Here is a 14,542-nt window from a genome sequence, read left to right as displayed (position 1 = left end):
GTAGTAAAAAATTATGGCAAGGAGATAAAGAGCCGATACAACTAAATTGTACAATAGTTGTATCGGCTTTAAAATTTATAGAGTACTTACATATTTTACCAACGACCGTTTGGCAATTGGGAGCAACGATTGGTCAAAAGGACAAGGTACTTTTGCCACAATTACAAAAGTAGCCGGGTTAGGCATGGTACTGTTTTTTCGTGCCAATTCTATTTTCATATTTTCATAAGTATTTACCAAACCCCTTCGGATGGTATCGACGTAACGGGCGTTAATGCCCCGGTAGGTTTCGTGGGTATTCTCAAAAATAGACAGCTTGTATTCATATACCTTGGTTTCGTAACCCGGATACTCATCTAAAAAGAAATAGCCAGCATCGCGGTATAGGGGCGTAATGCCAACCGGGTTTATTTCAATATTGCTTTCAATAAAATCATATATTTCCTTTCCGTTTTGTAGGGCAAGGTTAAATTTAGGTGCGGCGTATTCTATAATTTCCTCTAGCTCCTGCATGGTTTCATCATCATCCACAATCTTTTTATAAACAATTTCCAGCTTCTTGAAATCTGCCCGGCTAATACGTTGTGGAAACTGCTCATAAACCAACTTCTTATTTTCCTTTACCTGTAGTAGGTTGTTGTAGTGCATAATCAGGTCCGAAAAAATAGGGTAGAGGCGTTTAGAGCCAAATTCTTCTTTCACCCCTTCCAAATAAGCCAGCAACATGTATTTTTTATATTCAAAATCAATCAGGCCATCAGTAAGCCAGTTGGTTTGTAACTTTTTCATAACCGTAGCATTTATCTAAATATAACAAAGCCGGACGGCTTTAGCAAGCGTGAAGAAAAGTTTAAAAGCTGATATTCAGAGCCCCTCGTAAACCGTCCGCTAAAGCTTTCGTGAAAAATAAACGTAAAAATTAGAAAGGAGTTATATAGCAGTATTCAGACCTTCTGCTGTGGCCTGAACCTCTACTGTGGCTTGAAATGATTATATTAATGTAGCTTAATTAGGAAAGATTGGTACTTAACATAAGAGTTTATTGATTCGAACTTAATAAGCTGTACTTTTGTATTTTCTAATAAAGAGTAAAATGATAGTATTACAACACACAGTTATTAGCGACGACGTTAAAGATAAATTCTTTGTCTGTAACCTGGAGAAGTGTAAAGGTGCCTGTTGTGTTGAAGGAGATTTGGGTGCTCCGTTAGAAGAAGAAGAGCTCCAGATACTGCAGGAAAACTACGAACAGATTAAGCCTTATTTATCTGAAGCTGGTCAGCAAGCAATAGAAGAACAAGGATTGTATATAAAAGACTGGGAAGACGATTATTCTACCACTACTATTGGTGACCGTGAATGTGCTTATGCCATATACGATGAAAACCTGGTATTAAAGTGTGGCATTGAACAAGCGTATCTGGACGGTAAAATTTCGTGGAAGAAACCAATCTCTTGCCATTTATACCCAATCCGGATTTCTAAATACGATGGCTTTGAAGCGTTGAATTACGATAGATGGCACATTTGTAATGCAGCTTGCAGTTTTGGCCAGGATTTAGGTGTACCAGTATATAAGTTTTTACGGGAGCCCTTGATTCGGAAATACGGCGAAAGCTGGTACCAGGAGTTGGAGGAGATAATAGCCGAGGAAGAAGTGAAGAAGTTTTAGTTAATTTGATTTTGTCTTACCATAGTAAAAAAGAAAGCCGGTCTTTAAAGTCCGGCTTTCTTTTTATGTACTAGCACTTAAACCTTATTTAGCAGCAAATTCACTAAAGTCATAAGTATCTAAATATTTTGTGGTAAAGTTACCACTGTTAAAGTTTTCATCATCCATCATTTTCAGGTGAAATGGTATGGTTGTTTTTACACCTTCAATTACGAACTCACTTAAAGCCCGTTTCATTTTAACAATAGCTTCTTCTCTTGTTTGTGCACAAACAATAAGCTTGGCAATCATAGAGTCGTAATTTGGCGGAATGGTATAGCCAGCATAAACGTGAGTATCTACCCGAACACCATGACCACCAGGAATGTGTAAGGTCGTGATTTTACCAGGAGAAGGACGGAAACCGTTACCCGGATCTTCAGCGTTAATGCGGCATTCAATGGCATGCATTTGCGGATAATAGTTTTTACCCGTAATAGGAATACCAGCAGCCACCTTAATTTGCTCTTTTATCAGGTCAAAGTTAATTACCTCTTCGGTTATAGGATGTTCCACCTGGATACGGGTATTCATTTCCATGAAATAAAAATCTTTATTTTTATCTACCAGGAATTCAATTGTTCCTACACCTTCGTAAGCAATGGCTTTGGCGCCCGCAATAGCGGCGTTACCCATGGCTTCCCGCAGTTTTTCGTCAATGAAAGGAGAGGGAGTCTCTTCAATTAATTTTTGGTGACGGCGTTGAATGCTGCAGTCCCGCTCCGATAAGTGGCAGGCTTTACCTTGTTGGTCACCTACTAGCTGAATTTCAATATGACGAGGTTCTTCCACGAATTTCTCCAGGTACATACCATCGTCCCCGAAAGCTGCTTTAGCTTCGGTACGGGCACTATTCCAGGCTTTTTCAAATTCGTCGTCACTATTAATAATTCGCATACCCCGGCCACCACCACCGGCAGTAGCTTTGATGATTACTGGATACTTAATTTTATTAGCAATTTTAATTCCTTCTTCCACAGATTTTAATAAACCTTCGGAACCAGGAATAGTTGGCACCCCTGCCTTTTTCATGGTCGCCTTAGCCGAAGATTTATCGCCCATAGCATTAATCATTTCCGGAGAGGCGCCAATAAACTTAATTCCATTTTCTGCGCAAATCCGGGAAAACTCGGCATTCTCCGATAAAAATCCATAACCAGGATGGATGGCATCAGCATTGGTGATTTCTGCTGCAGAAATAATATTTGGAATGTTTAGGTAAGAAGCCCCACTGGGTGGAGGTCCAATGCAAACTGCTTCGTCGGCAAACCGTACGTGTAAGCTTTCTTTATCGGCAGTGGAATATACGGCAACCGTTTTTATGCCCATTTCCTTGCACGTCCGGATAATCCGTAAGGCAATTTCCCCTCTGTTGGCAACTAGTATTTTTTTAAACATAATTCAGTTTAGGTAAATATACTTTTGATAATTTGAATGTTTATAACAAGGAAAATGGAGAGGTAAAGACCATCTCCATTAGCACTTTGTTTCGTATTTCAAATTTCAATTTAACTTGGATCAATCAGAAGTAAAGGCTGATCGTATTCTACCGGAGTGGCGTTTTCTACTAAAATTTTCACCACTTTACCTGACACTTCAGCTTCAATTTCATTGAAAAGCTTCATTGCTTCAATAATACAAATAACATCACCTTTCTTAATCTCATCACCTACATTTACAAAAGAAGGCGTTTCTGGACTAGAAGACCGGTAAAGAGTACCTATCATAGGTGATTTAATAGCTACATACTTGCTATCGTCACCATCAGCTTTTGGTGCGGCCGGTGCAGGTGCTGCGGCTGGTGCCGGTTGCGGTGCTGCAGGTGCTGCGGCTGGTGCCGGTTGTGGTGCTGCAGGTGCCGGAGCGCCTAAATACTGGATTTTGGGCGTATCAGCATCTCTTTTTACAGATAGCTTGAATTCTTCCGTTTCAATATCTACTTTATTTAAGCCTGATTTAGCAATAAAGTCAATGAGTTCTTGTAGTTCTTTTGGTTTCATAGAGGCTATTTTACACGTTCAGCATAAGAGTAAGTACGCGTATCTACTTTTATCAATTCGTCTTGTTCAATGAAAAGGGGTACTTGAATAGTTGCGCCAGTTTCTACTATGGCAGGTTTAGATGCATTGGTAGCTGTATCTCCTTTGATACCTGGTTCTGTATACGTAATTCGTAATTCAACAAAAGGAGGAATTTCGCAGGTAAGCGGCGTTTCTGTTTCGGCATGGAACAATATAGTTATTTCCTGACCATCTTTTAATAGATCAGCAAAAGGAACCATTTTTTCTTCCAATACCACTTGTTCAAAAGTATTATTATCCATGAACGTGTAACCATAATCATCCTTGTAAAGATATTGATGCGGACGTTGTTCTACACGGGCAGTGGTAACTTTTACACCAGCGTTAAAAGTATTATCAATGACTTTTCCGGTTTTGATGTTTTTTAGTTTTGTTCTGACAAAAGCTGGTCCTTTACCTGGTTTTACGTGCTGAAATTCTGTAATTACATATAAATCGCCGTTGTACTCCAAGCACAAGCCATTCTTAAAATCTGCTGTAGTTGCCATTCTTATATTATTATAGAGCTTGATAGTAGCTAATTTTTAAGCTCTTTTTTTATTTAAAACGCTAAAGTTATCTATTAGAAATAAATTTTCCTTTACAATAGGGCAAAAAAATACCCTAAATTTTTTAATCAGAAATTTAGGGTAAAAAATATTAGTTCTGGATAGGGTCGTAAGCCCATTTTACATATACAGCACCCCAGGTAAAACCTCCACCAAAGGCTGCTAAAATTATTTTATCACCTTTTTTCAGTTGCGATTCGTAATCCCATAAACACAAAGGAATAGTACCACTGGTGGTGTTTCCGTAACGCTCAATATTCAACATTACTTTGTCAGTGCCTACATTCATACGGGAAGCTGTGGCATCGATAATACGTTTGTTAGCTTGATGAGGAACTAACCAGGCAATATCATCGCCGGTTAAGTTGTTGCGTTCCATTACTTCAGCTGCCACATCCGACATACCTTTTACTGCAAACTTAAATACAGTTGTTCCTTCCTGTACCACGGTATGTTCATTATGTGCTACCGTTTCTTCAGTGGCCGGATAGCGGCTACCGCCTGCTTTTAGGTAAAGGAATTGTTCTCCTGTTCCGTCAGCATGTAGTACATCATCCAGTACACCGTATCCTTCAAGATTCGGCTCCAACATAACGGCACCGGCACCATCTCCAAAAATAATACAGGTAGTGCGGTCTTTGTAGTTAATGATGGATGACATTTTGTCGCCGCCTACAATAATTACTTTTTTATACCGGCCAGATTCTATAAAACGGGAACCGGTGGCTAAGGCAAATAAAAATCCAGAGCAGGCAGCCTGTAAATCGTAACCAAAAGCATTTACCGCCCCCACTGCTTTACCGATAATATTGGCGGTTGCCGGAAAAATCATGTCCGGAGTAGAGGTGGCGCAGATTATCAAATCTACATCTTCCGGATTGGTATTGGTTTTTTTAAGAAGGTCTTTTACCGCAATGTTGGCCATATACGATGTTCCCAGACCTTCGCCTTTTAAAATTCTTCTCTCCCGAATGCCGGTGCGGGTTACAATCCATTCGTCATTGGTTTCCACCATGGTTTCCAACTCTTTGTTCGTTAGAACATAATCCGGAACATATCCGCTAACGCCGGTAATTGCAGCAGTAATTTTGGTCATATAAAAAATAAGCCTAAACCGAAGTTTAGGCGCTATAATTTTCTTTAAAATGTTCTGAGATATTGGCTTTTACCAAACCAGAGGCCAAATGTAACATGTTGCTGATGGCTACAGGTCCTGAAACACCGTGTCCGATAACAACATTGCCATTTACACCTAGAATTGGGCTTCCGCCAACAGCTTCATAGTTAAAATGGTCGAAGAAAGGGTCCGACATGTTTTTACTGGCCATGATATCATAAATGGACTCCGCCATTTTTAAAATAACATTGCCAGTAAAGCCGTCACAGACAATAACATCTGCTTTGTCGTTGAATAGATCCCGTCCTTCAATATTGCCAATAAAGTTAATAGTTTTATTAGCCTTTAATAATTGATGGGCAGCCTGCGTTATAACGGTACCTTTTCCTTCTTCCTCGCCTAAATTCATTAAACCAACTTTAGGATTAGGAATACCTAAAACGTATTTGGCATAAATAGAACCTAGTTCCCCAAATTGTTCCAGAACTTCTGGTTTACACTCTGCGTTAGCCCCCACATCTAGAAAGATACCGGTTCTACCATCCAATTTAGGTAATAAATTAGCAATACAAGGCCGTAAAACACCTGGTATTGCTTTTACGCTAAACATGGCGCCAACCATCATTGCTCCGGTGTTGCCTGCACTGCAGAAAGCACCCACTTCTTTAGATTTGAGCAGGTGATAACCTATCCCAATACTGGAATTAGGCTTCTGGGTAAGAGCTTTGGTGGGATGTTCTCCCATCTCAATAACCTCATCGGCATGAACAATCACAATTCTGGAAGAGCTAAAGCCCCTCTTCTGTAAATGCGACTCAATTATGTCTTTCTTCCCAACCAGAACAACCGTGATATCTTCCTCTAAACGTTGAGTAGCCAGAATAGCACCATCAATAATGGCATCAGGCGCGAAGTCGCCGCCCATAGCGTCCAGGGCTATTTTCATTAAAAGTAGATTAAAAAATTATACACTCAGAACAAGGCAGCCGGTTTTATGACCGGAACTAGGCAACAGAGGTATAATTCTTTATAGCTAACTTGCCTTTATGATAAAGATCGCCATCAACTACATAAGCGTAGTGGTAACGATGCACCGTGTCAGTAGTCGGGCAAGTAGCCAACTGCTTTTCACTTAATTTTTGGTGCGTTCTTCTTTTATCTCTTCTGGTTTTGGAAATCTTACGTTTAGGATGTGCCATTTTAGTAAACTACAATTGTATTAATTAATTTTTATTTAAATCTTTTAAAATATTCCAACGAGGATCAGCTGAATCATCTTCTGACTCATCTGCATCGGTGTTTGTACCGGTTGTATATATTAAAATATCACCTTCTGAATTCTCATCCACTTCAAAGCGAGGATGTAATTTTTTCATCGGTATAGATACGCCAATATAGTCGAACAAATGCTGCGCAATATTTATGGATTGGGTGTCATTTGTTATCTGTAACACATTCTCATCCAATTCCACTTCCTGATCTCCGAACTTAACCAGAAGAGTTTGATTTATATCTACTGGATAATCAAATTCCTCTAAACTACGATCACAAGTCAGGTTAATATCACCTTTTATCTGAAACTCAAAATTGAGTAACAAGGATGATTTATCCAGTATCACATGGGCATGCAATTGGCCTCCGTTTACCAGATTTTGCTCGAACAACGCAAAGAAATCGTTGTTTAGCTCAAAGTCATACTCATGCTTTTTATCCTTGAGGTTGACTAGGTTTATATCGTATTCGGTTAGCTTCTTCACGTTCCAATTTTCTTGCAAGGTGCAAAATTAGTAAAACTATCTCAATTTTAAAAACTAAACTGTTTATTTTCCTACACAGAAGTATTCATTTCTGTTGTACGTTTCCGGATTATATCACAGGCTAAGAACAAAGCCTCCCGGAAAGAGGTTTCCTGAGCTAAATTTTTCCCGGCAATATCATAGGCTGTCCCATGGTCAGGGGAAGTGCGAACAATAGGTAAACCAGCGGTAAAATTTACTCCTTTTTCAAATGCAAGGGTTTTAAAAGGAATTAAACCCTGGTCGTGGTACATAGATAGTACGGCATCTACTTTATTATAGTGGCCAGTCCCGAAAAAGCCATCGGCCGGAAACGGTCCAAATACCAGGTTGCCTTTATCGCGCAGTTGCTTAAGCGCTGGGTTTATAATTTCTTCTTCTTCTTTACCTAATAACCCGTTTTCGCCAGCATGGGGGTTTAACCCCAGGACAGCCACACGTGGCTTTAAAATGCCAAAATCTCTTTTTAGGGATGATAATAAAAAAGTTATTTTTAAGATAAGAAGCTCCGGGGTTAGTTTATGCGGCACATCTTTTAAAGGAATATGTCCGGTGGCAGTAGCTACCCGTAAAGAATCGCTCACCAGAAACATCAGGCTTTCGGGTGCTTCAAAATAGGAGGTTAAAAATTCGGTATGGCCAGGAAAGTGAAAATCTTCAGATTGAATATTATCTTTATCAATAGGAGCAGTTACTAAGCCATCTATTTTGCCCGCTTTTAAATCGGCACAGGCTGCTTGTAGAGATCGCAAAGCGGCTTGTCCGGATTCCTTGGTAGGCGTACCCGGGGTTATTTCATAATCTTCGTCCCAGCAGTTTACAACATTGGTTTTCCGAAGATCCAGGTTATCGGCAGATTTTTGTTGCTGAAAAGAGAAATTATCAAGGCCCAGGCTTTTGCGCGTCTTGTTAATTATATAGCCGGAAGCATAAATAACAGGGATGCAGTAATTTAATACGCGGTTGTCGGCCAAGGTTTTTACAATTACCTCCGGGCCAATGCCATTAAAATCGCCAAGCGAAATCCCTATCTTTAACTTATTCTTTTGTTCCACTTTAATAATATTCGGGAAAAATTACTTCTGAGCTGAATAGCAGCGCGCAAAGGTAGTTAAAAATTATTTAGTTGGTATGGCTGGTTAAATATTGATAAAGTAAACGAACGCCCGAACCTGTACCATTTTTCCCGCGGTAGTTATCTCCGGTTGGAATATAAGCTGTGCCGGCTATATCTAAATGAATCCAGTTGAAATCTGTGAAATATTCCAGGAATTTACCGGCTGTTATGGCGCCGGCATCGGCTCCACCCAAGTTCTTAATATCGGCAATATCAGAATCCAGTTGCTTTTGGTATTCGTCCCAAAGCGGAAACTCAACCAAACGTTCGTGTACTTTATCCCCGGCCTTTTTAAAGTTATGCATAATATCTTCCGGCGCATTACCCATCATAACTAAGCCCTCTTTGCCAACGGCCCGGGCAGCTGCTCCGGTTAAAGTGGCCAAGTCAATCACTAGTTCGGGATTGTATTTTTTAGCAAAAGACAGGGCGTCTGCTAATATCAAACGGCCCTCAGCATCTGTATTCATTACTTCCACAGTCTTGCCGCTGTACATGGTAATAACATCACCAGGAGCAAAAGCGCGCCCGCCAGGGCGGTTATCGGTGGCCGGTATTAAGCCAATTACATGTAAGGGTACATTGTTTTTAGCCAGGGCATACAAGGCGCCCACTACTGCCGCGGCACCTGCCATATCCGATTTCATCCAATCCATACTATTAGGTGTAGGCTTAAGGCTTAAACCACCAGTATCGTAAACAACGCCTTTACCAATCAAAATAAAGGGCTTCTCATTCTTCGGATTTTCAGGTTTCCACTCCAGGATATTAAAGGTAGGCGGATCTAAACTGCCTTGGTTTACGGCTAATAACCCACCCATTTTCAGGGCCTGAATCTGCAGCATGGTTAATACCTCAGTTTTGAAACCGGCTTGCTCACCTAGGGCTACCACACTTTCGCTAAATTGTTCGGCAGATTGATTGTTATGCGGTTCATTTACCAGGTTCCGGGCAACACAAACACCTGTTAATATTTCCTGTAAATCGGTTACTTCTTTTTCTGATACTGTCTGGTCTGTAATAACGATGCTTTGAAGCGTGCTCGCAGAAGACTTTTCTGATTTATATTTGGTAAATTCGTAATTGCTTAAAAAAAGACCTTCAGCTAAGTAATAGGAGGCTTTCGTGATACTTCGGTCGACTAACTGAATGTCAGTTGTTTTATCCTCTTTTAATAATTTATGTAAGGCAAAACCTGCTTTCCGTAAATCTTCGTGATATTGGTTATGGTTGGGCTTCGATGCTACTACTACCAGATATATCCGGTGAGTATAGCGGTTTATAACAATGGTTTTGCTTTTGTTTTGCAGTTGCTGCTCTATATAACTTGTCTCTTCTGAACTGAACTCGTCAGTCGGCACCTTAAAATCCGGAGCTATAATGATAGCCGTATCTTTATTTTTGTTTAATCTTGTGTCGTATTTCAGTTTTGTTGCCATATAGAATCGTATCTTTATCCGCAATATAATATACTTTAATCAGTAATTTTAACAATTAGGTTACGAGAAGCGAGTAAAGAATTTTAAACTTGAAACGTAAGGTTTTAGGTTGTAGTAATTTAGTAATTCCATAATATATAAAAATATAAATTATTAACAGTGGATAAGGTTAAACCAAAGAAGCATTTAGGCCAACACTTCTTGGTAGATCAGCAGATTGCCAAAGATATTGTGGATTTACTGGTGTTGCCCAACCAAACGCAGGAGGTTCTGGAAATTGGTCCGGGTATGGGGGTGCTTACACAATACCTCATTCAGGATAAGCGTTTTCAGCTATCCGTTATTGATATAGATACAGAATCTATTATTTACCTGCGACAGCATTATCCAGCCTTAGGACAGCATATTATTGAAGCCGATTTCTTAAGGACTGATTTAGGAGGTATTTTTCCAAAATACTTCAGTGTAATTGGTAACTTTCCCTATAATATATCAAGCCAGATTTTTTTTAAGGTATTAGAACACCGGCGGCAGGTAACTGAGGTAGTGTGTATGCTGCAGAAAGAGGTAGCCGATCGGATTGCCGCGCCTCCCGGATCCAAGACTTATGGTATTCTAAGTGTTTTGCTACAGGCGTTCTATACCATTACATACAAATTTACGGTGCCCCCGCACGTATTTGACCCGCCTCCCAAGGTGACTTCGGGTGTAATTCAGTTGGTGCGCAACGATGTAGACGAACTGGGATGCAACGAAAAGAAATTTTTTGAAGTGGTAAAAATGGCTTTTGGAACCCGGCGCAAAACCTTGCGAAACTGTATGAAACCTTATGGTATGCCGGAAGAAATAACCCAGCAACCGGTTTTTGATAAACGGGCAGAACAATTATCGGTAGCAGATTTCGTCGCATTAACTAAACTCGTGGAAGTGCATAGTAAATAAATTATGCCGGTTGACATTACCAAAGAATACATCCAACAAGTAGAAGAAGCCATTGCGCAACAGGACTCGGAGTTTATACTTTCGAGCATGGAAGGTATGTATCCGGCGGATATTACAACAGTATTATATCAGCTTAATACCCAGCAATCCCGGTACATACTGGATTTACTCCATCCGGAAGTAGGGGCCGAAATATTAAGTGGCCTCGATGCTGATATCCGGACCAGTTTTTTAAAAGCTTTCACCAATGAGGAAGTTGCCCATTATGTAAACCTGATGGATTCGGACGACGCCGTAGACGTGTTGAACGAACAAAAGGTGCAGGCCCGGGAAGTAATTATTTCACTGCTCGAAAACGAAGAAAAAGCTGCCGATATTATTGACCTGCTGCACTACGAAGAAGATTCGGCGGGAGGTTTAATGGGAAAGGAGCTTATAAAGGTAAATGTAAATTGGCAGGTCAGGCAGTGTATTGAAGAAATAAGGCGTCAGGCGGAGAATGTAGAGGAAGTTTATGCCGTTTATGTGGTGGATGCAAAAGATAAGTTGATTGGTCGCCTGGCCATGAAAACCTTAATACTATCGGAAGATAATGCGTTAATTGCTGATTTATATGAAGATGATGTTATTTCCATTGAGACCTATAAAAAGGATACCGAAGTAGTGGAAATAATGAAAAAATATGATTTGGATGCCATACCAGTGGTAAATGCGCAAGGCAAGTTAATGGGCCGCATTACTATTGATGATGTGGTAGATGTAATTCAGGAACAAGCAGAAACCAGCATCCAGCTAATGTCTGGTATTACAGAGGATGTAGAGGAGGATGATAGTGTTTTCCGGTTATCGCGGGCGCGTTTGCCCTGGCTGATTATAGCCATGGTAGGAGGCTTGATCGGAGCCCGGTTTATTAAGCTGTTTGAAATGGAGATAGCTCTGATTCCGGCCATGGCCATGTTTACACCGCTTATTACGGCCACCGGAGGCAATGTGGGTATTCAATCTTCTTCGCTTATTATTCAAACATTAGCCAGTAAAACGGTTGTTTTTGATAATCTTACTCAACGTTTACTAAAAGTATTATTGGTTGCTTTGCTTAATGCCCTGGTTATTTCTTCGCTGGTAATGGGGTTTAACTTAGTATTTAATGAAAATCCAAAGCTTTCAATTGTAGTTTCCATTGCTTTGTTTAGTGTTGTTATGCTTTCTTCTTTAATGGGAACCATTACACCTATGGTACTTAACCATTTTGGAATTAATCCGGCAATAGCGGCAGGGCCGTTTATAACCACCGCCAATGATTTACTTGGGCTGGCTGTGTATTTTCTGGTAGCTCATGTACTTTTGCTAAATTAAAATATTACCCATGTCTGATTCTTCCATTACCTGCTTAATTATCGATCAAATGCATCCATCTATTATTCCCATGCTGGAATCAATTGGGGTGCAGGCTGATTACCGACCAGAAATTAAGTTGCCGGAAATAAAAGAAATATTGCCTGATTATGAAGGCTTGATGGTGCGTAGTAAACTTTTTATTTCGGCTGATATATTGCAGCTGGCAACTAAATTAAAATTTATAGCTAGGGCTGGTGCCGGAGTTGATAATATTGATGAAACAGCCTTGAAGCAAAAAGGCGTAACTTTATTAAATGCTCCTGAAGGAAACCGGGATGCCGTAGGAGAGTTTACCGTGGGATTGCTTTTAGCTTTGTTTCGGAATATTGTAAAAGCGGATAAAGAAGTACGTAATTATAATTGGCAACGGGAAGCAAACAGAGGAGAAGAAATAATGGGCAAAACCATAGGCCTGATAGGGTATGGGCATATGGGTAAAGCCTTTGCTAAACGAGTAGCTGCTTTTGGTTGTACGGTGCTGGCTTATGACAAGGACACTAGCATTTCATCAGATGAATTTGCACAACTAGTTCCGCTTACAGCGTTATTTGCAAAAGCTGATGTGGTTAGCTTCCATATACCCTATACGCCGGAGAATCATCATTTCGGAAACGAGGCTTTTTTTAAAGCTTTTCAAAAAGATTTATGGTTATTGAATACTGCCCGGGGAGAAGTTGTGGATCAGTTAGCTGTTGTACATTTGTTGCAATCCGGCAAAATAAAAGGCGCAGCGCTGGATGTTCTCGAAAATGAAAAGCTAGTTACCTTAACAGCAGAGCAGAAAGTTACTTTTGAACACTTAGCACAAGCCCATAATGTTATTCTGACTCCGCACGTAGGCGGCTGGACGCATCAATCTTACGTAAAAATAAATGAAGTACTTACTGCTAAGATTAAAGGTTTTCTGGCTAAATAAGTAAGGCAGTTCCGCCAAATATTATCTACGGGTAATAATTTTGATAATAATGTTTTGGGTGTTTGTTAAAATTTCAATAGAAATTTAGATCTATTGGCTATTTTTAAACAGAAGTAGCAAAACTTAATTAAGGCTAATTTATTTTTGAAAATTTATTAGTAATATAGCCGATAGTTTAGAAAAATAATATAGATAATTTACGATACATGGGTCGATTTACCGGGCTACTTGGCATTGCACTTATTTTAGGCATTGCTTTTTTAATGTCCAATAACCGCAAAGCCATTAACCTGCGTTTGGTGGGGGTTGGTTTATTCATTCAAACGAGTTTAGCTATTTTTATACTTAAAACCGAAATTGGTAAAGCCATTTTTGGTTACTTGGGGCATTATATAGAACGCTTGCTGCAGTTGGCACAAAAAGGTTCCGACTTTGTGTTTGGCTCTCTGGTAAACAAAGAGTTAATGACCAGAGCTTTTGGTGCTGCCGGTAATTATATATTTTTCTTCAATGTTATTCCAACCATTATTTTTGTGGCAGTACTGGTAAACATTGCCTACCACATAGGGTTGATGCAGATTATTGTGGCTGGTATGGCCCGATTGGTACATTGGGCAATGGGCGTAAGCGGGGCAGAAGCGGTTAGTAATGTGGCCAGTGCCTTTGTAGGACAAGTAGAGGCACAGATCATGATTAAACCTTATTTAAAAGGCATGACTAATTCTGAGTTACTGGCTTCCATGACAGGTTCATTTGCCTGTATTGCAGGGGGAGTAATGGCTACCTATATATCCTTTGGCGTTCCAGCTCCTTATTTATTAGCAGCTAGTTTAATGGCAGCACCCGGTGCATTGGTTATTTCAAAAATTGTATATCCGGAAACGGAACAATCAGAAACAAAAGGTACGGTAAAACTGGATGTGAAAAAAAGCCATGCTAACTTAATTGATGCCATTGCGGCCGGAGCTTCAGACGGTTTAAAAATTGGTTTGAATGTGATTGCCATGCTTATTGGATTTATTGCCCTGATAGCCTTAGTGGATTTAGTATTAGGCAAACTGGGTGGTTTAATTCAATTTCCGGCTTTAAGCCTTAATTTTATACTGGGTAAGCTTTTCTCGGTTTTTGCTTGGGCTATGGGTGTTCCTTCGAAAGATATTGAAACAGCTGGTGCTTTAATGGGTACCAAAATGGTGGTAAACGAGTTCGTTGCCTACCTGGACCTGATCCGGATAAAAGATACCATTGATCCAAAAACGTTAGCTATTGCCAGCTTTGCCTTATGCGGCTTCGCTAATTTTAGTTCCATTGCTATTCAAGTGGGAGGTATTGGGGAATTAGCACCTTCCCGGAGGACTGATTTAGCGAAGTTAGGCTTTAAAGCCTTAATTTGTGGTACCTTGGCCTCTTACATGTCGGCCTCTTTAGCTGGTATTTTGTTATAATAATTCTATTTCTCTATCTTCCGGTTTTTTTA

At 40.0% G+C, this 14,542-nt stretch carries 15 protein-coding genes; 5 read left to right on the top strand and 10 right to left on the bottom strand.

Features of this window, described 5'->3' with window-relative positions; translation table 11 throughout:
- Positions 1–75 precede the first annotated feature (75 nt).
- Positions 76–789: a hypothetical protein gene (locus ADHAQ_RS0110050; RefSeq protein ID WP_026462819.1), complete on the bottom strand. Its 714-nt coding sequence runs from the start codon at positions 787–789 to the stop codon at positions 76–78.
- 304 nt (positions 790–1,093) lie between these two features.
- On the opposite strand from ADHAQ_RS0110050, the gene ADHAQ_RS0110045 reads away from it, so the two are divergent.
- Complete coding sequence (locus ADHAQ_RS0110045; RefSeq protein ID WP_026462818.1) at positions 1,094–1,672, top strand: DUF3109 family protein; 579 nt, start codon at positions 1,094–1,096, stop codon at positions 1,670–1,672.
- Positions 1,673–1,756: 84 nt separating this feature from the next.
- Here the strand turns inward: ADHAQ_RS0110045 and accC are convergent, their stop codons facing one another.
- The 9 genes from accC to ADHAQ_RS0110000 form a co-directional block, all read right to left on the bottom strand.
- Entirely contained in the window at positions 1,757–3,109 is a 1,353-nt protein-coding gene (gene accC, locus ADHAQ_RS0110040; protein ID WP_026462817.1) for an acetyl-CoA carboxylase biotin carboxylase subunit, read from the bottom strand.
- 110 nt (positions 3,110–3,219) lie between these two features.
- Positions 3,220–3,711 (bottom strand): acetyl-CoA carboxylase biotin carboxyl carrier protein, encoded by a 492-nt coding sequence (accB, locus tag ADHAQ_RS0110035; protein WP_026462816.1) that lies wholly within the window; start codon positions 3,709–3,711, stop codon positions 3,220–3,222.
- 5 nt (positions 3,712–3,716) lie between these two features.
- A complete protein-coding gene (efp, locus tag ADHAQ_RS0110030; RefSeq protein ID WP_026462815.1) occupies positions 3,717–4,280 on the bottom strand; it encodes an elongation factor P in 564 nt (187 codons plus the stop codon).
- Positions 4,281–4,431: 151 nt separating this feature from the next.
- Positions 4,432–5,436 carry a beta-ketoacyl-ACP synthase III gene (locus ADHAQ_RS0110025; RefSeq protein ID WP_026462814.1) on the bottom strand — a complete coding sequence of 335 codons (1,005 nt, stop codon included), beginning with the start codon at positions 5,434–5,436 and terminating at the stop codon, positions 4,432–4,434.
- A gap of 25 nt (positions 5,437–5,461) precedes the next feature.
- A complete protein-coding gene (gene plsX, locus ADHAQ_RS0110020) occupies positions 5,462–6,403 on the bottom strand; it encodes a phosphate acyltransferase PlsX (RefSeq protein ID WP_026462813.1) in 942 nt (313 codons plus the stop codon).
- A gap of 58 nt (positions 6,404–6,461) precedes the next feature.
- The gene (gene rpmF, locus ADHAQ_RS0110015; RefSeq protein ID WP_026462812.1) at positions 6,462–6,656 is read right to left on the bottom strand and encodes a 50S ribosomal protein L32; all 195 of its coding nucleotides are present in this window, start codon (positions 6,654–6,656) and stop codon (positions 6,462–6,464) included.
- Between the two features lie 24 nt (positions 6,657–6,680).
- A complete protein-coding gene (locus ADHAQ_RS0110010) occupies positions 6,681–7,232 on the bottom strand; it encodes a YceD family protein (RefSeq protein ID WP_245590594.1) in 552 nt (183 codons plus the stop codon).
- 53 nt (positions 7,233–7,285) lie between these two features.
- Complete coding sequence (pdxA, locus tag ADHAQ_RS0110005; protein WP_026462810.1) at positions 7,286–8,308, bottom strand: 4-hydroxythreonine-4-phosphate dehydrogenase PdxA; 1,023 nt, start codon at positions 8,306–8,308, stop codon at positions 7,286–7,288.
- Between the two features lie 67 nt (positions 8,309–8,375).
- On the bottom strand, positions 8,376–9,809 hold the full coding sequence (locus ADHAQ_RS0110000) for a leucyl aminopeptidase family protein (protein ID WP_026462809.1): 1,434 nt from the start codon (positions 9,807–9,809) through the stop codon (positions 8,376–8,378).
- A 159-nt stretch (positions 9,810–9,968) separates the two neighbouring features.
- On the opposite strand from ADHAQ_RS0110000, the gene rsmA reads away from it, so the two are divergent.
- From rsmA to ADHAQ_RS0109980, 4 genes are all read left to right on the top strand, one after another.
- Complete coding sequence (gene rsmA / locus ADHAQ_RS0109995; protein WP_026462808.1) at positions 9,969–10,751, top strand: 16S rRNA (adenine(1518)-N(6)/adenine(1519)-N(6))-dimethyltransferase RsmA; 783 nt, start codon at positions 9,969–9,971, stop codon at positions 10,749–10,751.
- 3 nt (positions 10,752–10,754) lie between these two features.
- A complete protein-coding gene (mgtE, locus tag ADHAQ_RS0109990; RefSeq protein WP_026462807.1) occupies positions 10,755–12,107 on the top strand; it encodes a magnesium transporter in 1,353 nt (450 codons plus the stop codon).
- 10 nt (positions 12,108–12,117) lie between these two features.
- The gene (locus tag ADHAQ_RS0109985; RefSeq protein WP_026462806.1) at positions 12,118–13,065 is read left to right on the top strand and encodes an NAD(P)-dependent oxidoreductase; all 948 of its coding nucleotides are present in this window, start codon (positions 12,118–12,120) and stop codon (positions 13,063–13,065) included.
- Positions 13,066–13,271: 206 nt separating this feature from the next.
- Positions 13,272–14,510: a NupC/NupG family nucleoside CNT transporter gene (locus ADHAQ_RS0109980; RefSeq protein WP_026462805.1), complete on the top strand. Its 1,239-nt coding sequence runs from the start codon at positions 13,272–13,274 to the stop codon at positions 14,508–14,510.
- Positions 14,511–14,542 lie beyond the last annotated feature (32 nt).

The organism is Adhaeribacter aquaticus DSM 16391 (assembly GCF_000473365.1).
GTDB classification, from domain to species: domain Bacteria; phylum Bacteroidota; class Bacteroidia; order Cytophagales; family Hymenobacteraceae; genus Adhaeribacter; species Adhaeribacter aquaticus.
This window is presented reverse-complemented; position numbering and strand designations above follow the sequence as displayed.